This window comes from Pseudomonas sp. GD03858, assembly GCF_029840925.1.
Lineage (GTDB): Bacteria > Pseudomonadota > Gammaproteobacteria > Pseudomonadales > Pseudomonadaceae > Aquipseudomonas.
Genome location: NZ_JAOCDM010000095.1, coordinates 1 through 22931, shown reverse-complemented (window position 1 = coordinate 22931; position 22931 = coordinate 1). Strand labels below are relative to the sequence as shown.

Annotated in this window: 21 protein-coding genes and 2 tRNA genes; 9 read left to right on the top strand and 14 right to left on the bottom strand. The window is 64.2% G+C overall.

The window, feature by feature from the left end; translation table 11 throughout:
- Nucleotides 1–75: 75 nt before the first annotated feature.
- The 3 genes from N5D48_RS20295 to N5D48_RS20285 all read right to left on the bottom strand — a co-directional run bounded on the left by N5D48_RS20295 (nt 76) and on the right by N5D48_RS20285 (nt 1771).
- Nucleotides 76–834, bottom strand: a complete 759-nt coding sequence (locus tag N5D48_RS20295; protein ID WP_279887524.1) for a zeta toxin family protein — start codon at nt 832–834, stop codon at nt 76–78.
- Nucleotides 806–1084 (bottom strand): hypothetical protein, encoded by a 279-nt coding sequence (locus N5D48_RS20290; protein WP_279887523.1) that lies wholly within the window; start codon nt 1082–1084, stop codon nt 806–808. The genes N5D48_RS20295 and N5D48_RS20290 overlap by 29 nt, the downstream gene beginning before the upstream one ends.
- A 222-nt stretch (nt 1085–1306) precedes the next feature.
- Entirely contained in the window at nt 1307–1771 is a 465-nt protein-coding gene (locus N5D48_RS20285; protein WP_279887521.1) for a DUF1348 family protein, read from the bottom strand.
- Between the two features lie 170 nt (nt 1772–1941).
- Here N5D48_RS20285 and N5D48_RS20280 point away from each other — a divergent pair, with 170 nt between their 5' ends.
- On the top strand, nt 1942–2133 hold the full coding sequence (locus N5D48_RS20280; protein WP_279887519.1) for a hypothetical protein: 192 nt from the start codon (nt 1942–1944) through the stop codon (nt 2131–2133).
- Between the two features lies 1 nt (nt 2134).
- Here N5D48_RS20280 and N5D48_RS20275 read toward each other — a convergent pair whose 3' ends face one another.
- The 3 genes from N5D48_RS20275 to nhaR form a co-directional block, all read right to left on the bottom strand.
- The gene (locus tag N5D48_RS20275; protein WP_279887517.1) at nt 2135–2776 is read right to left on the bottom strand and encodes a DUF480 domain-containing protein; all 642 of its coding nucleotides are present in this window, start codon (nt 2774–2776) and stop codon (nt 2135–2137) included.
- 100 nt (nt 2777–2876) lie between these two features.
- Nucleotides 2877–4088: a serine/threonine transporter SstT gene (sstT, locus tag N5D48_RS20270; RefSeq protein ID WP_279887515.1), complete on the bottom strand. Its 1212-nt coding sequence runs from the start codon at nt 4086–4088 to the stop codon at nt 2877–2879.
- 73 nt (nt 4089–4161) lie between these two features.
- Nucleotides 4162–5055 carry a transcriptional activator NhaR gene (gene nhaR, locus N5D48_RS20265; protein ID WP_279887513.1) on the bottom strand — a complete coding sequence of 298 codons (894 nt, stop codon included), beginning with the start codon at nt 5053–5055 and terminating at the stop codon, nt 4162–4164.
- 131 nt (nt 5056–5186) lie between these two features.
- On the opposite strand from nhaR, the gene N5D48_RS20260 reads away from it, so the two are divergent.
- The gene (locus tag N5D48_RS20260) at nt 5187–5426 is read left to right on the top strand and encodes a hypothetical protein (RefSeq protein WP_279887511.1); all 240 of its coding nucleotides are present in this window, start codon (nt 5187–5189) and stop codon (nt 5424–5426) included.
- Between the two features lie 15 nt (nt 5427–5441).
- A complete protein-coding gene (locus N5D48_RS20255) occupies nt 5442–6197 on the top strand; it encodes a TerC family protein (protein WP_279887509.1) in 756 nt (251 codons plus the stop codon).
- A 78-nt stretch (nt 6198–6275) separates the two neighbouring features.
- Here N5D48_RS20255 and N5D48_RS20250 read toward each other — a convergent pair whose 3' ends face one another.
- Nucleotides 6276–6449: a hypothetical protein gene (locus N5D48_RS20250; RefSeq protein ID WP_279887507.1), complete on the bottom strand. Its 174-nt coding sequence runs from the start codon at nt 6447–6449 to the stop codon at nt 6276–6278.
- Nucleotides 6450–6603: 154 nt separating this feature from the next.
- Between N5D48_RS20250 and N5D48_RS20245 the strand changes: the two genes are divergently transcribed.
- Nucleotides 6604–7347 (top strand): peptidase C39 family protein, encoded by a 744-nt coding sequence (locus N5D48_RS20245; RefSeq protein ID WP_279887505.1) that lies wholly within the window; start codon nt 6604–6606, stop codon nt 7345–7347.
- 75 nt (nt 7348–7422) lie between these two features.
- Here the strand turns inward: N5D48_RS20245 and N5D48_RS20240 are convergent, their stop codons facing one another.
- Entirely contained in the window at nt 7423–8706 is a 1284-nt protein-coding gene (locus tag N5D48_RS20240; protein ID WP_279887503.1) for an FAD-binding oxidoreductase, read from the bottom strand.
- A gap of 203 nt (nt 8707–8909) precedes the next feature.
- Here N5D48_RS20240 and N5D48_RS20235 point away from each other — a divergent pair.
- Nucleotides 8910–8986: transfer RNA gene (locus N5D48_RS20235), tRNA-Val, on the top strand.
- A gap of 208 nt (nt 8987–9194) precedes the next feature.
- Nucleotides 9195–9271 (top strand) — tRNA-Val (locus N5D48_RS20230).
- 96 nt (nt 9272–9367) lie between these two features.
- Here N5D48_RS20230 and N5D48_RS20225 read toward each other — a convergent pair.
- Both N5D48_RS20225 and dkgB read right to left on the bottom strand, forming a co-directional pair.
- On the bottom strand, nt 9368–10549 hold the full coding sequence (locus tag N5D48_RS20225; protein WP_279887501.1) for an MFS transporter: 1182 nt from the start codon (nt 10547–10549) through the stop codon (nt 9368–9370).
- Nucleotides 10550–10622: 73 nt separating this feature from the next.
- Entirely contained in the window at nt 10623–11426 is an 804-nt protein-coding gene (gene dkgB / locus N5D48_RS20220) for a 2,5-didehydrogluconate reductase DkgB (protein WP_279887499.1), read from the bottom strand.
- Nucleotides 11427–11684: 258 nt separating this feature from the next.
- On the opposite strand from dkgB, the gene N5D48_RS20215 reads away from it, so the two are divergent.
- Nucleotides 11685–12545, top strand: a complete 861-nt coding sequence (locus tag N5D48_RS20215) for an AraC family transcriptional regulator (protein WP_279887497.1) — start codon at nt 11685–11687, stop codon at nt 12543–12545.
- A gap of 111 nt (nt 12546–12656) precedes the next feature.
- On the opposite strand, the gene N5D48_RS20210 is transcribed toward N5D48_RS20215, so the two are convergent.
- Nucleotides 12657–13151 (bottom strand): DUF934 domain-containing protein, encoded by a 495-nt coding sequence (locus N5D48_RS20210; RefSeq protein ID WP_279887496.1) that lies wholly within the window; start codon nt 13149–13151, stop codon nt 12657–12659.
- Nucleotides 13135–14787, bottom strand: coding sequence for a nitrite/sulfite reductase (locus N5D48_RS20205; RefSeq protein ID WP_279887495.1), 1653 nt, complete (start codon nt 14785–14787; stop codon nt 13135–13137). Before N5D48_RS20205 ends, N5D48_RS20210 begins: the two co-directional genes overlap by 17 nt.
- A 216-nt stretch (nt 14788–15003) precedes the next feature.
- On the opposite strand from N5D48_RS20205, the gene N5D48_RS20200 reads away from it, so the two are divergent.
- Nucleotides 15004–16080 (top strand): ABC transporter substrate-binding protein, encoded by a 1077-nt coding sequence (locus N5D48_RS20200; protein WP_279887493.1) that lies wholly within the window; start codon nt 15004–15006, stop codon nt 16078–16080.
- Between the two features lie 280 nt (nt 16081–16360).
- Here the strand turns inward: N5D48_RS20200 and N5D48_RS20195 are convergent, their stop codons facing one another.
- The gene (locus N5D48_RS20195) at nt 16361–16579 is read right to left on the bottom strand and encodes a DUF2970 domain-containing protein (RefSeq protein ID WP_279887491.1); all 219 of its coding nucleotides are present in this window, start codon (nt 16577–16579) and stop codon (nt 16361–16363) included.
- 96 nt (nt 16580–16675) lie between these two features.
- A complete protein-coding gene (metH, locus tag N5D48_RS20190) occupies nt 16676–20383 on the bottom strand; it encodes a methionine synthase (RefSeq protein ID WP_279887490.1) in 3708 nt (1235 codons plus the stop codon).
- A 175-nt stretch (nt 20384–20558) separates the two neighbouring features.
- Here metH and N5D48_RS20185 point away from each other — a divergent pair, with 175 nt between their 5' ends.
- The gene (locus tag N5D48_RS20185; protein WP_279887488.1) at nt 20559–22859 is read left to right on the top strand and encodes a fatty acid cis/trans isomerase; all 2301 of its coding nucleotides are present in this window, start codon (nt 20559–20561) and stop codon (nt 22857–22859) included.
- The last annotated feature ends 72 nt before the right edge of the window (nt 22860–22931 follow it).

Below are 22931 nucleotides of genomic sequence, written 5' to 3'. Positions count from 1 at the left end.
TCACCGGGACTGCTTCGCAGCCCTTTCGCGACACAAGGCCGCTCCTACAAGATTCGTGGATGGCTTGGGGTATCGTTACACGTCTGCCGGCTGCTCGACTTCATCCACATAGGATTCGAAGAACCAGTCGGGAATCTCCTCGTTACGGTATTCCAGCTGCACGCCATCGGTGATTTCCGCCAGCCACACCGCGCTCTGGCCGGAGTTGTCGAACACGTAGGCTCGATGGCTGGCGGCGATGGCCTCGGGCAGCAGGTCCAGGGAGCGCTCGTAGCGTTTGCGCACCAGATCGTCCCTGACCGGATGCCCGCCGGCGCGCACACGAATGGCGACCCGCTCGATATTGATCCGCGGGTTTTCGGTCGAGACGAAGTAGAGGTAGGTGCGATAGCCCTGGGCCTGGGCTTGGCGCATGAATTCGATCTTGCTCGGGTGCGACATGACGCTTTCGAAGGTGAAGCTCTGCTTCGCCTCCAGCAGGCGCTGGCGAATGAAATCGGCGATCACCGAGGCGAAGTACGAGTCCACCGGCACTGCCCGATAGTCGATCCGGTTGTCGAGCAGTCGCAGGTGCCGGGCCTGTGCAGCCAGCTGCCGGGATGCGATCAGATGATGCTCGAGATGGAACGTCAGTAGTTCGGCCAGGGTGGCCTGAATGCCGAACGGGGTGAGGTCGATGAAGCCGGTGTCTTTCGCTTCGTGCTCGAGCTCGTCGGCATTGACGAAAAGACGTGTCAGCGCCGCAGGCAGGCTGGCCTTGATGGTGCTCTTGCCCGAGCCGTTGGGCCCCGCGAAGACACGCAGCCTAGGCACGCCCGCCGGCCGTTTCGTCATCGACCCTGCGCACGCTGATCACCTCGCCGACCCGGACCTTGCGCCGGGGGCCGGCCTTGCCCAGCACGGTTCGGGCACCATCGGCCCCGACGCGCACCAGTTCGCCTTCATCGACACACAGGACGCCGCCCTGATTGGCCTGCAGGGCACGCAGATAGGCCGAATGCGTGGCCTCGCTGGCGTGCAGGGGGATCTGTTGCTCAAGGGCATCGAGGTCTCGTTCGGAGACTTTCTTCGCTTTTGCTGCCATCGCTGGACACCTCCGCGCAAGGCGAAACCGCTTGCGCACGTGGGAGGCATCATAGCGCCGACACTGTAAAAAGGCATCAAGAAGGGTCATCGGGCTGTCCTGGAGTGGAGTTGCCATGCAGTCTGGCACGATGCTGCCCTCACTGTTTCCCAGGTCCGCGTAGTCTGTCTCCTAAACCTGAAACGGGGCCGTCGAGCGGCCCCGCAGATCCGGCGTCGCCCCTCAGAAGCCGAAGTCGCTCAGCCCTGGGTGATCGTCCGGGCGGCGCCCCAGCGGCCAGCGGAACTTGCGCTCGGCTTCGCTGATGGGCTGTTCGTTGATGCTGGCGTGGCGGTTGCGCATCAGGCCGTCCTCGGCGAACTCCCAGTTCTCGTTGCCATAGGCGCGGTACCACTGGCCGCTGTCGTCGCGGTACTCGTAGGCGTAGCGCACGGCGATGCGGTTGTCGGTGAAGGCCCAGAGTTCCTTGATCAGGCGGTACTCCAACTCGCGGTTCCACTTGCGAGCAAGGAAGGCCTGGGCCTGTTCTCGGCTGCTGCAGAACTCGACGCGGTTGCGCCAGCGGGTGTCGAGGGTGTAGGCCAGGGCCACCTTGGCGGCGTCGCGACTGTTCCAGCCGTCTTCGGCCAGGCGGACCTTTTCGATGGCGGTTTCACGGGTGAAGGGGGGCAGGGGTGGACGGGGCATCGTGGTCGATCCTCACGGAGGTGGGTTGGCACGATCGAGATTAGTCCTGCCGGTCGACGGGAAGAATCGGTGCAGGGAGCACTTCATAATTGTTCTTGGCGGAACAATCCCGACAGGCGTGATGGCCGCGCTGTCTATAGTTACCCCCAGACCTTCGCTGGAGCCCAGCCATGACCCTGATCAGCCGCGAACCCTGGTGGCTCGTCCCGCCCAAGCCCGGTCAGACCGAGCAGGACCTGCACTGGGGCTACCTGGAAATCTACGCTGACGGCCGTACGGTGTTCGTCGACCAGCGCCCCAGTGACCGAGAGCTGGCCGAGCGCAAGAGTTGCCGCAATTTCCCCGACGCCGACAAACGCTGAGTCAACCTTCGAGCTGGGCCAGGCGTGCCTCCAGAGCCGTCACCCGCGCCTCCAATGCTTCGATGCGCTCGTCCGCCGCGCTGGTGGAGCGGCTGCCGCCCTCCTGCTGGCGGGCGGCGAGAATCGCCTCGATCTCGGCCGGGTCGCCCAGGGCGTGGGTGTAGCGGTCTTCGCGTTGGCCGGCCTGGCGTGGCAGGTGCAGGGCCAGTTGGCGTAAAATCAGACGCTCCAGCTGATGCTGGACTTGCTCGACATCCTCGAACTCATGCAGGCGGCCGCTGCGTGTCAGCAGTTCGCTGAGGGTTTGTGGACCACGCAGGAACATCAGCCCCATCAGCACCAACTGTGCCGGCACCAGCTCCAGCGCCTTGTCCACCCGTTGCTCCCAGCGGTCGGCGCGGCTGCCCATCTGCAGGCGTGCCATCTCCTGGTTCTCAAGGCTGCGCAGGGCCTGGCCGACCTGGCCGGGGGAGAGGTTCATGACGGGTTCGCGGCTGGTCTTCTGGTTGCAGGCCAGGACCAGGGCATTGAGGGTCAGGGGGTAGGTTTCCGGGCTGGTGGCCTGCTTCTCGATCAGCGAACCGAGCACGCGGATCTCGATGCTGCTGAAACGGCCTTCGCCGATGGTTTCGTGTTCTGACATGGCCCTGTCTCATTGCGAGGAAAAGGCCACTAGCCTAGGTAAAGCGCCGGGCTTAAGCAATCGCTGGTCAGAACGGGGCCGCAGGGCGGCCCCGGCAATCTCAGGCGCCGCGCCGCTCCATGGCCTGGCACGCCGCCGCGGTGAACAGCACGTCGGTGGAGGAGTTCAGCGCGGTTTCCGCCGAATCCTGCAGCACGCCGATGATGAAGCCGACCGCGACCACCTGCATGGCGATCTCGCTGGGGATGCCGAACAGGCTGCAGGCCAGCGGGATCAGCAGCAGCGAGCCGCCGGCCACGCCCGAGGCGCCACAGGCGCACACGGCCGCCACCACGCTGAGCAGCACCGCGGTCGGCAGGTCCACCGGGATGCCCAGGGTGTGCACGGCGGCCAGGGTCAGCACGGTGATGGTGATCGCCGCGCCGGCCATGTTGATGGTCGCGCCCAGCGGAATCGACACCGAGTAGGTGTCCTCGTGCAAGCCGAGCTTTTCCGACAGCGCCAGGTTGACCGGGATGTTGGCTGCCGAGCTGCGGGTGAAGAACGCGGTGATACCGCTTTCACGCAGGCACAGCAGGGTCAGCGGATAGGGGTTGCGGCGGATTTTCCAGAACACTATCAACGGGTTCATCACCAGCGCCACGAACAGCATGCAGCCGATCAGCACCGCGAGCAGGTGCAGGTAGCCGAGCAGCGCGTCCAGGCCCGATTGCGCGAGGGTGGCGCTGACCAGGCCGAAGATGCCCAGCGGGGCGAAGCGGATCACCACGCGCACGATCAGGGTCACGCCGTTGGACAGGTCCGCGACCACGGTACGGGTGGTTTCGCCGGCGTGGCGCAGGGCGACGCCCAGGCCGACGGCCCAGGTCAGCACGCCGATGAAGTTGGCGTTGAGCAGTGCGTTGATGGGGTTGTCCACGGCGCTGAGCAGCAGATTCTGCAGCACTTCACTGATGCCACCGGGGGCGCTGAGCGTGGCTTCGCCGCTGGTCAGCGCCAGATTCGAAGGGAACAGCATGCTCGCCGCCACGGCGACTGCCGCGGCAGCGAAGGTGCCGAGCAGGTACAGCCAGAGGATCGGGCGGATGTGGGTTTCCTGGCCGTGACGGTGGTTGGCGATCGAGGCCATCACCAGGATGAACACCAGCACGGGTGCCACGGCCTTCAGGGCACTGACGAAGACCTTGCCGAGGAACCCCAGGTCGCGGGCCACGGCGGGGGCGAGCAGGGCCAGGGCGATGCCGGCCACCAGGCCGATGCAGATCTGCGTCACCAGGCCGGTGCGGTTGATGAGGCGGAGAATGGGGGTCATGTGCAGCGCAATCCAGTTACGTGAAAGGGCGCGACTTTACCACAGACCCATGGGGCATATCGCGGCGGCGGGCCTACCAGTGGAACAACTCCCGCCGCGCGCCTTCGGTGATCGCCAGGATCCCCGGGTGCTTGACCTTGCGCTCCACCGAAATGGCGTAGAACGACTCGTTCACCGCCTCGGTCTGGCCGATCAGCCGCACGCCGCACTGCCTGCGGACCTCCTCGGCGATCACGCTGGGGGCGACGAAGATGCCGCTGCCTGACTGGCCGAAGGCCTGCATCAATGCGCTGTCATCGAATTCGCCGACGATCCGCGGTTGCACCTGCTGCTCGGCCAGCCAGCGTAGCAGGCGGCTGCGCACCACGGTTTCCGGGCCGGGAACCAGCAATGGCGCGTCGTCCAGGCAGGCGGGGAAGGGCTTGTTCAGCCGTGCGGCGAGCATGGGCGTGGCGAAGAAGCTCAGGCCACATTCGCCCAGCTTCTGGCTGTAGCCCTTGATATCCAGGTGGCTGGGCATCGGACTGTCGGAGATCACCAGGTCCAGGCGCTGGATCGCCAGGTCCGCCAGCAGGCGCTCGAGCTTGTCTTCGCGGCAGTTGATGCGCAGCACCTCGTCCAGCTCCATGGTCGGGGCCAGCAGGCGATAGACGATGGACTTGGGCACCACGTCGGCCACCCCGACGCGAAACAGGATCTGCTCCTGCGGACCGGCCCTGAGCATGGCTTCCAGCTCCCCGCCGATCTGGAACATCTGCTCGGCGTAGACCAGCGCCTGGCGGCCGGTCTCGGTCAGTTCCAGCTGGCGCCCGACACGCTGGAACAATTCAAGATTCCAGGTCTGCTCGAACAGGCTGATCTGGCCGCTGATGGTCTGTGGGGTAAGGTTCAACTGCTCACTGGCGCGGGCGATGCTGCCGGTCTTGGCCACAGCCCAGAAGTAATGGAGCTGACGGTAGTTGAGCATGTTGCTTCCATGTTCGTAAAAACCGAAGTATACACGCTGAAAATACGAATTTTCCGGATGTTTCAGGCGCTCTAGAATGCGACCCCATCAGGCGCATCGAGCGCCGCCGGAATTCGACAAGCGAGGACCTCATGCTACAACTCAAATCCATTGGCACACCGTTGGTGCTGGCACTGGCGCTGTTCGCCATGTCTGGTTGCGACCAGGCCGAGAAATCCGCCCAGCAGATGCTCGACCAGGCTGCGGAAACGGCCAAGCAGGCCATCGACAAGACCAACGATGCGGCTCAGCAGGCCCTGAGCGACGCCATCGGCAGCGATGCCGAGAAGGCCAAGGCCGAAGCAGACAAGAAAGACACCCAGGACATCTGAGAGCAGGACTGACCAATGGAATATTTGCTGGAACTCGCCGCAAGCCCCACCGCCTGGGTTGCCCTCGCCACCCTGGTGGCCATGGAGGTCGTGCTGGGCATCGACAACCTGATCTTCATCTCCATCCTCACCAACAAGCTGCCCGAGCAATACCGCTCCAAGGCCCGCCGTATCGGTATCAGCATGGCCCTGGTCATGCGCCTGGCGCTGCTCAGCACCGTGGCCTGGATCGTCCAGCTGACCGAGCCGGTGATCGAGGTGTTCGGCCACACGTTCTCGTGGAAGGACATGATCCTCATCGCCGGTGGCCTGTTCCTGCTGTGGAAGGCGACCAAGGAGATCCATGAAAGCGTCGACCCCCATGGCGCCAAGGAAGAGTCCAAGGTCGGCAGCACCGTGACCATCGGTTTCACCGCGGCAATCTTCCAGATCCTGCTGCTGGATATCGTTTTCTCGATCGACAGCATCATCACCGCCGTGGGCATGACCGAGCACCTGCCGATCATGATCATCGCCGTGATCAGCGCCGTGATCGTGATGCTGGTGGCCGCCGACCCGCTGGCCAAGTTCATCAACGACAACCCGACCGTGGTGATGCTGGCGCTGGGCTTCCTGATCATGATCGGCATGACCCTGATCGCCGAAGGCTTCGGCGCCCATGTACCGAAGGGTTATGTGTATGCCGCGATGGCGTTCTCGACCGCGATCGAGATCCTCAACATCATGGCGCGCCGGGCGCGCTTGAAGCGTGAGGCAGCCGAGGGGCACTGAGCTGCACGCTGCAAGTGAAAAGCAAGAGGAAGCCTAGGCTTCCTCTTTTCGCTTATGGCTTGGCGCGTGTCGCTGTCGTCAATGCGCTCCTGCATGCCGACGGACACGGCGCATCGGCTTGGCCAGGGCCTGGGGTGGCAGATGGTGAGGGTGTGAATGCCGGCGCACGATGCGCAGCACGCCCCAGAGCATGGCCGCCGCGACGCTGAGCCACATGCCGACCAGCAGGAGTATTGCCATTGTCAGGCTCATGTGTGCCTCCTTCTCTCTGGCGAGCCGGGCTCGCCATCCAGACACAGCTTCAGTCTAGCTTGTCGGCTGTGACGTTCCATTGACCGAAGGTCTAGTCCTTGGGCCGTTTCGTTCCAAGCCCGCGCCGGGCTATACCCGCAGGCGCCGGCGTCCTATGATCGGGGCTCTTGGCCGGGCGCTGCCTGCCTGGCCGCGGAACAAGCGAGTGCCCAAGTTGCAAAAGTTCCCCATGTTTCGGGCCTTCGGCCCACGCCGCCTGCTGGCCGCCTGCCTGCTGGCCGCGACCCTGTCCGGCTGCGCCAGCGCCCCACCTGCCACGCTCAAGGGGCTACCGCAGCGCGTCGAGCTCAGCAGCGTGCCGTTCTATCGCGGCAACGCCAACCACAGTGGCTCGATGGCCTTGGCCGCGGTGCTGTCGCAGCGAGGCGCGCCGATCACCCCAGGCCTGCTCGACAAGGCGCTGGGCCTGCCCAAGGCTGCCGAGTCGCTGGACACCGGCATTCCCCGGGTAGCCCGCGAGTACGGTCGGGTGGTCTACCCGCTGGACAAGCACCTGGACGCGCTGCTCGCGCAGGTGGCCGCCGGCTATCCGGTGCTGCTGCGTTATCAGGAAGGTTCGGCGTGGTGGAGCGAGCCGCGCTATGCCGTGCTGATCGGCTACGACCGCTACAAGCAGCGGGTGCTGCTGCGTTCGGGCATGCATCGACGCCAGTTGATGGCGTTCGATGATTTCGAGTCGGCCTGGGCCAAGGAGGGCAACTGGGCGGTGTTGCTGCAGTCGCCACGGCAACTGCCGGCCCAGGTCGATCGCCAACGCTGGTTGCAGGCGGCGGATGAACTGGCCCGTGCGGGGCAGGAGATTGCGGCGAAGCAGGCGGTCACCAGCCTCGGGCACTGAGGCCGAAATGATCGCGGGGCAAGCCCGCTCCCACGATTCGTCGTGGGAGCGGGCTTGCCCCGCGATGGATTCACATCAGAAGCCCAGACGATCGCGCAGGCTGTAGTACCAGGCACCGATGGCACTGAACGGCACGCGCAGCATCTGCCCACCCGGGAACGGGTAGTGCGGCAGGCCGGCGAACGCATCGAAGCGCTCGGCCTGGCCGCGCAGCGCCTCGGCCAGCACCTTGCCCGCCAGGTGGGTGTAGGTGACGCCGTGGCCCGAGCAGCCCTGCGAGTAGTAGATGTTGTCGCCGATCCGGCCGACCTGCGGCAGGCGCGACAGGGTCAGCAGGAAGTTGCCGGTCCAGGCGTAGTCGATCTTGACGTTCTTCAGCTGCGGGAAGGCCTTGAGCATCTTCGGACGGATGATCGCCTCGATGTTCGCCGGGTCACGCGCGCCATAGACCACGCCGCCGCCGAAGATCAGGCGCTTGTCGCTGGTCAGGCGGTAGTAGTCGAGCAGGTAGTTGCAGTCCTCGACGCAGTAGTCCTGCGGCAGCAGGGTACGGGCCAGTTCGTCGCCCAACGGCTCGGTGGTGATCACCTGGGTGCCGCATGGCATGGACTTGGCGGCCAGTTCCGGCACCAGGTTGCCCAGGTAGGCGTTGCCGGCGACGATGATGAACTTGGCGCGGACCTTGCCCTGCGGGGTGTGCACGACAGGGTTGGCGCCACGCTCGATGCGCACGGCCGGGGTCTGTTCATAGATGATGCCGCCCAGCGACTCGACTGCGGCGGCTTCGCCCAAGGCCAGGTTCAGTGGGTGGATGTGGCCGCCGCTCATGTCGAGCATGCCGCCCAGATAGTTGTCGCAGGCCACCACTTCGCGGATGCGCTTCTGGTCCATCAGTTCCAGCTGGGTGTGGCCGAAGCGCTCCCACAGACGTTTTTGCGATTCCAGGTGACCCATCTGCTTGCTGGTCAGCGCGGCGAACACGCCACCGTCCTTCAGGTCGCACTGGATGTTGTACTTGGCCACGCGCTCACGGATGATGCGTCCGCCCTCGAAGGCCATCTGGCCCAGCAGTTGCGCCTGCTTGGGGCCGACGGTGCGCTCGATGACGTCGATGTCGCGGCTGTAGCTGTTGACGATCTGGCCGCCGTTGCGACCCGAGGCACCGAAGCCGACCTTGGCGGCCTCGACGACGCTCACCTTGAAGCCGTTCTCCAGCAGGAACAGGGCGCTGGACAGGCCGGTGTAGCCGGCACCGATGATGCATACATCGGTTTCCACCTCACCCTGCAGCGCCGGACGTGGCGGCACCGGGTTGGCCGAGGCGGCGTAGTAGGACTGGGGGTAGGGGGTGTTAGCCATGCTCGAGGAACCTCGTGTTTTATATTTTTAACGAATGTACCGATGCTATCAATAATAATAAACACCCGCTAGTCGTCCGGTGAAAATCCCTGACAGACGCCCAGTTCCCGGTCGCGCTGCAAATATTTTTAATATTCAGTAGGTTAGCGTGAAAAAAACAGTTGACACTGCTCTTGGAGCGCGTAGAATGCGCCCCACACGACAGGCACATAGCTCAGTTGGTTAGAGCACCACCTTGACATGGTGGGGGTCGTTGGTTCGAGTCCAATTGTGCCTACCAAACATCGAGAAGGGCGATCCGCAAGGATCGCCCTTTTTGCATTCCGGCCCTGTGCAAAGCTTCAGGTCATGCGCAATTCCCGTGGGATCGATGTTCCACGGACCATCTGAACAGAGCTCGCATTAAGCTGTTGCGCAAAGTTTTTGATTTTTTTGAAAAAAACGCTTTACAGGTATGCGATTGATCTCTAATATGCGCCCCACACGACAGGCACATAGCTCAGTTGGTTAGAGCACCACCTTGACATGGTGGGGGTCGTTGGTTCGAGTCCAATTGTGCCTACCAAACATCGAAAAGGGCGATCCGCAAGGATCGCCCTTTTTGCTATGGGTTTCTCGGACGAAAACGAAGAAGGGGCGCGATGCGCCCCCGAATGAGTCTCTATACCGCGCCGTCCAAGGCTCTCGCCGTGGCCTTGCCGCGTCCGCCGAGCCACACCAGCAGCAATCCTCCCGCCGCCAGCAGCCCACCGGCCATCGGCACCGCGGCGTAGCCCAGGTTCATGCTGATCACGGCCCCGCCCAGCGCGGCGCCCACCGCATTGCCCAAATTGAACGCGCCGACGTTGATCGACGAGGCCAGCCCCGGCGCTTCGACCGCGGCGATCATCACCCGCATCTGCAGTGGCGGCACCACGGCGAAGGTGAACACGCCCCAGACCAGCAGGGCAATCGCCGCACCGATGTGGCTGCCCAGCACCAGCGGCATCAGCAGCATGATCGCTGCCAGGGTCGCGAGGAAAATCCGTGCCGCGCCATCCAGCGACCAGTCCGCCAACTTGCCGCCCAGGCTGTTGCCGAGGGTGAAGCCGACTCCGATCAACACCAGGCCAAGGGTGACGAACGCGTCGGAAGCGCCCGTCAGTTCTGCAAGTACCGGGGCGACATAGGTGTACAGGGTGAACATGGCGCCTGCGCCGAGTACGGTCGTGGCCATGGCCAGCAACACGTTGGGGCGGGCGATCACCGCGAGCTCCTTGCGCACGTGAGGCACGCTGCCGCGTTCACCCTTGGGCAGGGCATACCACAATGCGGCGATGGCCAGCACACCGAGCACGGCAGTACCGGCGAAGGCCATGCGCCAGCCGATCTGCTGGCCCAGCCAGGTGGCGGCCGGCACTCCGCCGATGTTGGCAATGGTCAGGCCCATGAACATGGTGGCGATGGCGCTGGCCTGCTTGTCCTTCGGCACGACACTGGCGGCGACCACCGCGCCGAGACCGAAGAAGGCGCCATGGTTGAGGCTGGTGATCAGGCGCGAGGCCAGCAGGGTGTAGTAGTCCGGCGCGAGGGCCGAGAGCAGGTTGCCGACGGTGAAGATGCCCATCAGCATCATCAGTGCGGCGCGCTTGCCGAAGCGGCTGAACAGCAGGGTCATGATCGGTGCGCCGACCATCACACCGATCGCATAGGCGGTGATCAGCATGCCAGCGCTGGGGATGCTGGCGTCGACGCCTTCGGCGATGACGGGCAGCAAGCCCATGGGGGTGAATTCCGTGGTGCCGATGCCGAAGGCGCCGATGGCCAGGGCGAAAAGGACCCGTTTGGGGGAAAGCGTGCTCATCGAGAGCTCCGTGTTGTGATCGGTGGCTGGGTTTCAGGTGCCGTGCGGATCCGCACGGCACCGGCGGTAGCAATCAGTCCCAGTTCGGCGCCAGGCCATCAGGGCTGACTTCGCGGCCGTTGCGCTCCAGCGTGGCGATGCGTGCCATGTCGTCGGCGTCCAGGTGCAGGTCACGGGCCAACAGGTTGCTGGCCAGGTTTTCGCGCTTGGTGGACGACGGGATCACCGCATGGCCCAGTTGCAGGGCCCAGGCGAGGGCAACCTGGGCGACGGTGGCCTGGTGCTTGGCGGCGATCTCGGCCAGCAGCGGGTCCTTCAGGACCTTGCCGTAGGCCAGGGTCATGTAGGAGGTGGTGGTGATGCCTTGCTCCTTCAGGAAAGCGGTCAGCTTGCTGTTTTGCAGGTACGGGCTGAGTTCGATCTGGTTGGTGGCGATCTCGCCCTGGCCTACCGCTGCAATCGCCTGGCGGGTCAGCTCGATATTGAAGTTGGAGATGCCGATCTGGCGAGTCAGCCCCAGTTTCTTGGCTTCGGCAAGGACTAGCATGAACTCGTTCAATTCGACGCCGTTGCCAGGCGCTGGCCAGTGGATCAGCAGCAGGTCGACGTAGTCGGTGCGCAGCTTGGCCAGGCTGTCGCGCAGGCTCGGGATCAGTTTGTCGGCGGCGTAGTTGTCGACCCAGATCTTGGTGGTGATGAACAGTTCGCCGCGTGGCACGCCGCTTTCGGCGATGGCTTGCCCGACTTCGGCTTCGTTCTTGTAGATCTGCGCGGTGTCGATGGCGCGATAGCCCAGCTCCAGGGCCGACTTGACCGAATCGATGACGACCTGGCCGGTGAGACGGAAGGTGCCAAGGCCAAAGGATGGAATGCTCATGAATCTGCTCCTGGTGGATGGTTTGAGATCGGACCTTCGACAGGATGGCGCGGGTTCGATCGAGTGGGTGCAGTTTGAGGGGTTGGCGTGTTTTGATTAAGAGGCCGATGGGCCAAGGTCCTTTGACTTTAAGTCAATAGTTCATGCATGGCTTGTGAGCGAAATCGAAGCAATCGACCAATGAGCAAGGACGGCTAGGCGCGGTCCGGTGAGAATCGACGAACCTGCGGCTGATCGTATTTCCAGGAGCAAGCGAACTTGCCAGTCAATGCCCTCTACCAGCAGCGCTTCGCTGCCGTGCTCGCCTATATCGAAAACAACCTCGAAGGGGACCTGTCGGTGGAGGCCCTGAGCGCCGTGGCGCACTTCTCGGCGTTTCATTTTCATCGGCAGTTCAGTGCCTATGTGGGCGTGCCGGTTGCCCGTTATGTGCAACTGATGCGTCTGCGCCGTGCCGCGCACCGGCTGGTCGGTCGACCTGGCTACTCGGTGCTGGACGCCACGCTGGAAGCTGGTTTCGAAAGCCCCGAGGCGTTCAGCAGGGCATTCAAGCGGGCCTTTGGGCAAGCGCCCGGTGGATTCAGGCGCCAGCCCGACTGGCAAGTATGGAATACGGTGTTTGCCATCCCTCATTTTTCCAGGAGCATCACCATGCAGGTACGAATCGTCGATTTCGCCTCCGTCCGTGTCGCCGCGCTCGAGCATCGTGGGCCGCCCAGTCAGGTCAGCGAGACCGTGCGGCGTTTCATCGACTGGCGCATGAGCAGCGGGCAATCGCCCGTGGCCAGCAGCCGCAGCTTCGGCATCCCTTACAACAACCCCGACACCACCGCGCCGGAAGATTTCCGTTTCGCCATTTGCGGGGAGATCCACGAGGTCGTGGTGCCGAACGCCTCGGGCGTGCGGGAACTGAGCCTGCCGGGCGGTCGCTGCGCGGTGGTGCGGCATGTGGGCTCGCCGGACCATATTGGCGAGACGATCTACCCGCTCTATCGCGACTGGCTGCCTGCCAGTGGTGAGGAGTTGCGTGATCATCCGCTGTTCTTCCATTACCTGAGCATTCATCCGCAGACCCCGCTGGAGCAGTGGCAGACGGATATCTACGTGCCGTTGCGCTGAGCTGTTCATGAATGTGCGAGGGGCGTGCAGCCGCCTGCTCCCGCAGGGGCACTGGCCGCCAAATGAAACGACCCGCCAGGTGGCGGGTCGTTTCATTGTCGCGCATGACGATCAGCGGCGGCGGAACAGCGGCAGCGGTTCGTCGGTGGCGCCCTGGTAGGTCACCGAGAAGTCCTTCAGGCTTTGCAGCGCGTCTTCCGGGTCCTTGTCGGCGCGGATGGCGAATGCATCGAAGCCGCATCGCGCCATGTAGAACAGCTGGTCGCGCAACACGTCACCAATGGCGCGAAGTTCGCCTTTGAACTTGTAGCGGTCACGCAGCAGGCGCGCGTTGGAGTAGTTGCGCCCGTCGGTGAAGGCCGGGAAGTTCAGGGCGATGACCTGGAAGTGCGCGACGTCCTCGCCGATTTCCTCGGCTTCCTCGTCGCTGTCCAGCCAGATGCCCAGGCCGCCGTCGCGGGCCTTGAGCAGGCTCGGATGATCGCGCCACAGCTGCAGCGGCACGATGTAGTCGTCGCAGTTGGTCAGCTCGTCGATCGACACGTCCTTGGGCAGCAGGTGCCAGGTTTCGTCGACGATCTGGTTGTTCTTAATGATTCGCTGCATAGACGCGTTCCTTGAAAGGGTCGATGCCGATCCGCTGGTAGGTGTCGATGAAGCGCTCGTCTTCGGTGCGCTGCTCGACGTACACGCTGATCAGTTTCTCGATCACGTCGGCCATGTCGTCCTGGGCGAAGGAGGGCCCAAGGATCTTGCCCAGGCTGGCATCACGCGCGGCATTGCCGCCCAGCGAGACCTGGTAGAACTCCTCGCCCTTCTTGTCCACGCCAAGAATGCCGATGTGGCCGACGTGGTGGTGGCCGCAGGCGTTCATGCAGCCGGAAATGTTCAGGTCGAGCTCGCCGATGTCGAACAGGTAGTCCAGGTCGTCGAAGCGACGCTGGATGGATTCGGCGATCGGGATCGACTTGGCGTTAGCCAGCGAGCAGAAGTCACCGCCCGGGCAGCAGATGATGTCGGTCAGCAGGCCGATGTTCGGGGTGGCGAAGCCTTGCTCGCGCAGTTCCAGCCAGAGCGCGTGCAGCTGGCGCTGCTCGACGTCGGCGAGAATGATGTTCTGCTCGTGGGACGTGCGCAGGTAGCCGAAGCTGAAGCGCTCGGCCAGGTCGGCGACGGCGTCCAGCTGCTTGTCGGTCAGGTCGCCCGGGGCGACGCCGGTAGGCTTGAGCGACAGGGTGACGGCGACATAGCCTGGCTGCTTGTGCGCGCGGGTATTGCGCGAACGCCAGCGGGCGAAGCCGGGGTGCTCGGCATCCAGGGCGGCGTAGTCGACGTTGTCCAGGGCCAGGTACTCGGGGTCGACGAAGTGGCGGGCGACGCGCTGCACCTCGGCCTCGGTCAGGGTGGTGCTGCCGCCGCGCAGGTGAGCCATCTCGGCCTCGACCTTTTCGGCGAACACTTCCGGCGTGAGGGCCTTGACCAGGATCTTGATCCGCGCCTTGTACTTGTTGTCACGGCGACCGTAACGGTTGTACACGCGCAGGATGGCGTCCAGGTAGCTGAGCAGGTCCTGCCAGGGCAGGAACTCGTTGATGAACGAGCCGACCACCGGGGTGCGGCCCAGGCCGCCGCCGACCAGCACACGGAAGCCCAGCTCGCCAGCTTCGTTGCGCACCGGCTCCAGGCCGATGTCATGCACTTCGATGGCGGCGCGGTCGTCCTTCGAGCCGTTGACCGCGATCTTGAACTTGCGCGGCAGGTAGGCGAATTCCGGGTGGAAGGTGGTCCACTGGCGCACGATCTCGCACCATGGGCGCGGGTCCACCAGTTCGTCTGCGGCGACGCCGGCGAACTGGTCGGTGGTGACGTTGCGCAGGCAGTTGCCGCTGGTCTGGATGGCGTGCATCTGCACGGTGGCCAGCTCCGCGAGGATCTCCGGGATGTCCTCCAGTGCCGGCCAGTTGTACTGCACGTTCTGGCGGGTACTGATGTGCGCGTAGCCCTTGTCGTAGTCACGGGCGATCTTCGCCAGCATGCGGACCTGGCGCGCGTTCAACTGGCCATAGGGCACGGCGACACGCAGCATCGGCGCGAAACGTTGGATATACAGGCCGTTCTGCAGGCGCAGAGGGCGGAATTCTTCTTCGCTCAGCTCACCGGCCAGGTAGCGGCGGGTCTGATCACGGAACTGCTTGACGCGGTCCTCGATGATCCGCTGATCGTACTCGTCGTATACGTACATATAAGTCCTGTCTCAGGCTGCATGCAGCTAATCGCGCGCACGGCCGCGCACTCCGGGTCGGAGCGGGGGAACGATAGCAGAGTGGGTTTATGCGCTAAAGTGATGTTTTTGCATATGAAAAGAACCATTTGGACTAAGTGAGACTGACTGGCATTTGTCCGCTTCAGGGGGTTGCATGGCTATAATCCGGCGTTTGTACCGCAGGGATGTAACGGCATGCTCAAGGCCTTGTGCCAGAGCCTGTGCTTGAGTCTGCCGCTGGCGGCGAGCGCACAGGCCGCTTCGGTGGTGTTTCTCAATCCGGGCTATTCCAACGAAACCTTCTGGGTTGACTATTCGCGTTTCATGCAGGCCGCCGCGACGGACCTGGGCATGGACCTGCGCGTGCAGTACAGCGAGCGCCGCGCCGATCTCGCCCTGTCCCAGGCCCGGGCGCTGCTGCAGGGCGCGCGGCGCCCGGACTATCTGGTGCTGGTCAATGAACAGTACGTGGCGCCGGAGATCATCCGTCTTTCCCATGGCAGCGGGGTCAAGCTGTTCCTGGTCAACAACGGCCTGACCGACAGCCAGGCCAGCAGCATCCAGGCGCAGCCGCAGAAGTACGCCCAGGTGCTTGGCACGCTCACCGGCAACGACGAGGAGGCCGGCTACCAGATGCTCGGCGCGATGATCGCGCAATTGCCGGCGACGACCGAGCGCGTGGAGCTGCTGGCCTTTGCCGGGGTCAGCACCACGCCGGCCTCGCGCTTGCGCGAGCAGGGCATGCGCCGGGCGCTGGCGGAGCATCCGCGAGTGCATCTGCGGCAGGTGGTGTACGGCGGCTGGAGCCGTCAGCGGGCTTTCGAGCAGGCGCAGATGCTGCTGCAGCGTTATCCGGACACCAAGCTGGTGTGGTCGGCTAACGATGAGATGGCGTTCGGCGCCATGCGGGCGTTCGAGGCCGCTGGCAAGGTGCCAGGGCGCGATGCGCTGTTCAGCGCGGTCAACAGCTCGCCCGAGGCCTTGCGCGCGCGCATCGATGGCCGCTTGAGCGTGCTGATGGGTGGCCACTTCAGCCTGGGTGGCTGGGCCATGGTGATGCTGCATGATGATGCCCAGGGGCTGGCGTTGGATCGTGGCGGCCTGCGCCAGCATCGCGTGCCGGCGTTGCAGTTGATCGACCCGGTCAAGGCGCGCCGCTGGTTGCGATTGCTGGAGCAGGATGACTACGGCATCGATTTTCGGCGCTACAGCGCCGAGGGGCGCGCGGCTGGCTTTCGCTACCCGTTTCTCACGTCACCCGTCGACTATTGAAAGACCCTGCTTGAGCGAAGGGCATTGCTGGACTTAACTGCTGCTTGAAGTGCATTCCCATAAACACTACAAGAGGCAATGCAATGGGAAACTCTACCAAGGTCCGCAAAGCTGACAGCAGCGTCGATGCCTGGGCGATCCTGTGCCTGATCGTGCTGGTGGTGGTCACTGCCGTGTATTGGGTCAGCCATCAGTAGCGGATACCGCTTCAGACCGTGAAACACACCTGAACCGCCCGCGGAAGGGATATCCGCGGGCGGCTTGCCTTTATCTGCGCGTGCTAGCGCGCCGTCAGGTGCATCGCCAGTTGCACCAGCCCGATCAGCACCAGGATGAACACCAGGGTGAACAGCGTGCCCATCACGATGAAGTGGCTGGCCTTGCCGTAGGTGAAGTCGCGCGCGCGGTTCTTGCCGCTCTGCACGCCGAAGGCGGCGGCGAGGATGCTTTGCAGCATCTGCCAGAAGGTGGGCGGTTTGCCCGAGTTGCGGTCGTCCATGAGTGGCTCCTTGGTCAGAGGCAATCAGGGACAGTGTAGGTAATCTCGAGAGGAATGCCGCCGTGGTGGGAGCGGCGTACCGCCGCTCCCACGGGATCAGCTGTCGTAGCCCAGGTTCGGCGCCAGCCAGCGTTCGCTCACGCTGATGTCCTGGCCCTTGCGCGCGCTGTAGCGCTCGATCTGGTCCTTGTCCACCTTGCCCACGGCGAAGTACTGCGCCTGTGGGTGGGCAAAGTACCAGCCGCTGACCGCCGCCGCGGGGAACATGGCGAAGTGTTCGGTGAGGAATACGCCGCTCGGGCCGGTCTCGCCAATTGCAGTGCCGTCGAGCAGGCGGAACAGCGTTTCCTTCTCCGTGTGGTCCGGGCAGGCCGGATAGCCAGGCGCGGGGCGGATGCCGCTGTACTGCTCCTTGATCAGCGCCTCGTTGTCCAGGTGTTCGTCCTTGGCGTAGCCCCAGTGCTCTTTGCGCACCTGCTCGTGCAGCCACTCGGCGCAGGCCTCGGCCAGGCGGTCGGCCAGGGCCTTGACCATGATCGAGCTGTAGTCGTCGCCCTTGTCCTGGTAGGCCTTGGCCACCTCCTCGGCGCCGATGCCGGCGGTGGTGATGAAGCCGCCGACATAGTCGGTCACGCCACTGTCCTTCGGCGCGACGAAGTCGGCCAGGGAGAAGTTTGGCTTGCCGTCGGGCTTGATGGTCTGCTGGCGCAGGTGGTGCAGCGTGGCCAGCGTCTGGCCGTCCTCGCCATACACCTCGATGTCGTCGTCAGCCACCTGGTTGGCCGGCCAGAAACCGAACACCGCGCGGGCACTGATCAGTTTTTCGTCGATCAGCTTGTCGAGCATTTCACGGGCATCCTTGTACAGCGCCGTGGCCGCTTCGCCGACCACTTCGTCGGTGAGGATGCGCGGGAACTTGCCGGCCAGGTCCCAGGAAATGAAGAACGGGGTCCAGTCGATGTACTCGGCCAGGGTGCGCAGGTCGATGTCCTCCAGCACCTTGACGCCGGTGAAGGAGGGCACCGCGGCCTGGTAGCCGGCCCAGTCGTACTGCGGCTTGGCGGCGATGGCCTGGGCATGGCTCAGGCGCTCGGTGCGGGCACTGCGGTTGGCGGTGCGTTCGCGCACCTCGACGTATTCCTCGCGGGTTTTCTCGACGAAACCGGCCTTGAGCTCGCGGGACAACAGCTGGGTGGCCACGCCGACCGCGCGCGAGGCGTCGGTGACGTAGACCACGGCGTCGTTGGAGTACTTGGGTTCGATCTTCACCGCCGTGTGCGCCTTGGAGGTGGTGGCGCCACCGATCATCAGCGGCAGGTGGAAGTCCTGGCGCTGCATCTCGCGGGCGACGTGGACCATCTCGTCCAGCGACGGGGTGATCAGCCCGGACAGGCCGATGATGTCGCACTTCTGCTCGCGGGCGGTCTGCAGGATCTTCTCGGCCGGTACCATCACGCCGAGGTCGACGATGTCGTAGCCGTTGCAGCCGAGCACCACGCCGACGATGTTCTTGCCGATGTCGTGCACGTCGCCCTTGACCGTGGCCATGAGGATCTTGCCCTTGGCCTCGGGCTTGTCGCCTTTCTCGGCCTCGATGAACGGGATCAGGTGGGCCACCGCCTGCTTCATCACCCGGGCCGACTTGACCACCTGGGGCAGGAACATCTTGCCGGCGCCGAACAGGTCGCCGACCACGTTCATGCCGCTCATCAGCGGGCCTTCGATGACCTCGATGGGGCGCGCGCACTGCTGGCGGCACTGCTCGGTGTCCTCGACGATGAACGCGGTGATGCCCTTGACCAGTGCGTGTTCCAGGCGCTTTTCCACCGGCAGCGAGCGCCACTCTTCGTTCTCTACTTCCTTGGTCGCGCCGCCGCCCTTGTAGTCGTCGGCGATCGCCAGCAGGGCGTCGGTGCCTTCCGGGGTGCGGTTGAGCACCACGTCCTCGACCTTTTCGCGCAGCGCGGCGGGAATCTCGTCGTAGATCTCCAGCTGGCCGGCGTTGACGATGCCCATGGTCAGGCCGTTGCGGATGGCGTGGTAGAGGAATACCGAGTGGATCGCCTCGCGCACCGGGTTGTTGCCGCGGAACGAGAACGACACGTTGGATACCCCGCCGGAACTCAGGGCGTGTGGCAGGTGGTCGCGGATATAGGCACAGGCCTCGATGAAGTCGACGGCGTAGTTGTTGTGTTCCTCGATGCCGGTGGCCACGGCGAAGATGTTCGGGTCGAAGATGATGTCTTCTGCTGGGAAGCCCACTTCGTTGACCAGGATGTCGTAGCTGCGCTGGCAGATTTCTTTCTTGCGCGCGGCGGTATCGGCCTGGCCGACCTCGTCGAAGGCCATCACCACCACGGCGGCGCCGTAGCGCTTGCACAGGCGGGCGTGGTGCTTGAACTGCTCGACACCTTCCTTCATGGAGATGGAGTTGACGATGCCCTTGCCCTGGATGCACTTCAGGCCCGCCTCGATCACCTCCCACTTGGAGGAGTCGATCATGATCGGCACGCGGGAGATGTCCGGCTCGCCGGCGATCAGGTTGAGGAAGCGGACCATGGCGGCCTGGGAGTCGAGCATCCCTTCGTCCATGTTGATATCGATCACCTGGGCGCCGGCCTCGACCTGCTGCAGGGCGACTTCCAGGGCCTCGGTGTAGTTCTCCTCGCGGATCAGTCGGGCGAACTTGGCGGAGCCGGTGATGTTGGTGCGTTCGCCGACGTTGACGAACAGCGACTGGCGATCGATGGTGAACGGCTCCAGGCCCGACAGGCGGCAGGCCTTGGGGATCTCCGGGATTTCCCGTGGCTTGTACTTGGCCACGGCCTCGGCGATGGCCTGGATGTGCGGCGGGGTGGTGCCGCAGCAGCCACCGATGATGTTGAGGAAGCCGCTGGCGGCGAACTCCTCGACCACCGCGGCCATTTCCGCCGGGGTCTCGTCGTACTCGCCGAAGGCATTGGGCAGGCCGGCGTTGGGGTGGGCGGACACATGGGTGTCGGCCTTGGTCGCCAGCTCTTCCAGGTATGGACGCAGGTCCTTGGCGCCGAGGGCGCAGTTAAGGCCCACGGAGATCGGCTTGGCGTGGCGCACCGAGTTCCAGAAGGCTTCGGTGGTCTGGCCCGACAGGGTACGGCCGGAGGCGTCGGTGATGGTGCCGGAGATCATGATCGGCAGCTCGACGTCGTCTTCCTCGAACACCTGCTGCACGGCGAAGATCGCTGCCTTGGCGTTGAGCGTGTCGAAGATGGTCTCGATCAGGATCAGGTCGGCGCCGCCCTCGATCAGGCCACGGGTGGCCTCGGTGTAGTTTTCCACCAGTTCGTCGAAGGTGACGTTGCGATAGCCTGGGTCGTTGACATCGGGGGAGATCGAGCAGGTGCGGCTGGTCGGGCCGAGCACGCCGGCGACGAAGCGCGGTTTGTCCGGGGTCTCGAGGGTCTTGGCGTCGGCCACCTGGCGGGCGATGCGCGCGCCTTCGACGTTCAGCTCGTACACCAGCGACTCCATGCCGTAGTCGGCCTGGGAAATCTGCGTGGCGTTGAAGGTGTTGGTTTCGAGGATATCGGCGCCGGCGTCGAGGTAGGCCTTCTCGATCGCGGCGATGACATCCGGGCGGCTGAGCAGCAGCAGATCGTTGTTGCCTTTGACATCGCTTGGCCAATCGGCGAAGCGCGTGCCACGATAGTCGTGTTCCTCGAGGCGGTAACTCTGGATCATAGTACCCATGCCGCCGTCGAGGATCAGGATGCGCTCTTTGAGTGCTTTCTGGAGTGCTTGGTAACGAGCGCTGCGGTCGGACATAGGAACTACCTGGTCGGGCAAATATCAGAAGGTGCCGAATAATAACAAAGCTGCATGGATTTTAGGCGTATCGACCATTTGCATGAATTTCCCTCATGTAGGTGGGCGCCCTCCCAACACCTCAGGACCCGCCAGGCACATCGTGATGGCTTCAAGTAACCAGGACATTCGGCACATGCTGCATCGCATACTTGCCAGCGCCTTCGCCTTGCTCATCAGTGGCGCGGCGTTCGGGCAGGCCCCCCAATCGAGCCCGACGATTTCATACACGCGGGACATCCAACCGATCTTCACCGAGAAGTGCGTGGCTTGCCACGCCTGCAACGACGCCGCCTGCCAGCTCAACCTGGGCAGCGCCGAGGGCGCCGAGCGCGGTGCTTCCAAGGTGCCGGTCTACCAGGGCGAACGCAGCCAGGCGGTGCCCACCACACGGCTGTTCTACGATGCCCGCGACGAAGCCGGCTGGCGCAAGCAGGGCTTCTACTCGGTTCTGGACAAGCAGGGCAGCCAGGCGGCGCTGATGGCGCGCATGCTCGAGCTGGGCCACAAGACCCCGCTCACGCCCAATGCCAAGCTGCCCGAAGAAATTGTCCTGGGGCTCAACCGCAACAACATGTGCCCGCTACCTCACGAGTTCGACGCCTATGCCGGCGCGCATCCGAAAGAGGGCATGCCACTGGCGGTCACCGGCCTGACCGACCAGGAGTACCAGACCCTGCAACGCTGGCTGGCCGCTGGCGCGCCGGTCGAGAAGACGCCGATCCAGCCCAGCGCGGCAGAGGCAAGGCAGATCGCCGAGTGGGAAGAGCTGCTCAACCGCCCAGGCTCGACCGAGGCGCTGGTCGGCCGCTGGTTGTACGAGCACCTGTTCCTGGCGCACATCCACTTCGTCGGCGGCGAGCCGGGCCACTTCTTCCAGTGGGTGCGCTCGCGCACGCCCAGCGGCCAGCCGGTGGACCTGATCGCCACCCGCCGTCCCAACGATCCGCCGGGCACCGATTTCTACTACCGGCTGACCCCGGTGCAGGGCGTGATCGTCCACAAGACCCACATCACCTACCCGATGGGGCCGCAGAAACTCAAGCGGGTCAAGCAGCTGTTCTACAGTGGCGACTGGCATGCCTCGTCGCTGCCCGGCTACGGCCCGCGTCACCGCGCCAACCCGTTCGAGACCTTCGAGGCAATTCCGGCGGTGGCCCGCTACCAGTTCATGCTGGACAACGCCGAGTACTTCGTCCGCACCTTCATTCGCGGTCCGGTATGCCGAGGGCAGATCGCCACCGACGTGATCCGCGACAACTTCTGGGCGCTGTTCCAGGAGCCGGCCCACGACCTGTACATCACCGATGCCCAGTACCGGGGCGAGGCCACGCCGCTGCTGGCCATGCCCGGGCAGATCGACGATGTCGGCAGCGTGCTGAGCCTGTGGCACGCCTACCGCGACAAGCGCAACGAGTACGAGGCATTGCGCCGCGAGGCGTATGCCGAGCAGCCGGCGCCGAGCTGGTCGACCCTGTGGGCCGGCAACGACAACGCGCTGCTGAGCATCTTCCGCCACTTCGACAGTGCCTCGGTGACCAAGGGCCTGATCGGTGATGTGCCGCTGACGATGTGGCTGTTCGACTACCCACTGTTCGAGCGCACCTACTACCAACTGGCGGTGAACTTCGACGTGTTCGGCAACGTCTCGCACCAGTTGCAGACGCGCCTGTACTTCGACCTGATCCGCAACGGCGCCGAGGTCAACTTCCTGCGCCTGATGCCGGCCAGCAAGCGTGGCGAGATCCTCGGCGATTGGTACCAGAACAGCGGCAAAGTGAAGATGTGGATGGACTACGAGGACATCGACACCAGCACCCCGAGCGCGCTGAAGCTGGACAAGCACGACCCCAAGCGTGACTTCGGCCTGAAGCTTCTGCAGCGTACCGGCAGCCTGAACGCCGCGCCCGATCCGATCAACCGCTGTCAGGGCGCCTATTGCTCCCGCCCGCAGATGTCGCCGGAGTTTCGCGATGTCGAGCAGTCGCTCAGTCGTCTGGTGTCGCGCCCGGCCGCGGGCCTCAAGGTGATCGGCCAGTTGCCCGAGGCGACCCTGCTGCGCGTCGAAGGGCAGGGTGGCCAGCGCCAGGTCTACAGCCTGCTGCGCAACCGTGCCCACAGCAACGTGGCGTTCCTGCTCGGCGAGGCCTACCGCTACCAGCCGGGGCTGGACACCCTGACCCTGGTTCCGGGTGTGCTGAGCAGCTATCCCAATTTCATCTTCAACATCCCGGCGGCGGATGTGCCGGAGTTCGTCGAGGACATGGAGGCGGCGCGCGACGACACGGCCAAGTTCGAGCGTATCGTCATGCGCTGGGGCGTGCGCCGTAGCCATCCGCAGTTCTGGCGCTACTTCCACGACCTGAACAGCTACATCAAGGAGACCGAGCCGGTGGAGGCGGGGGTGCTGGACATGAACCGCTACGAGAACCTCTGATCGGTTGGCCGGGACTTTCCCGGCCTGCTGCGGTCGGAACTGCTGAGTGGTTCCGGTCGAGACGGCTTTGTG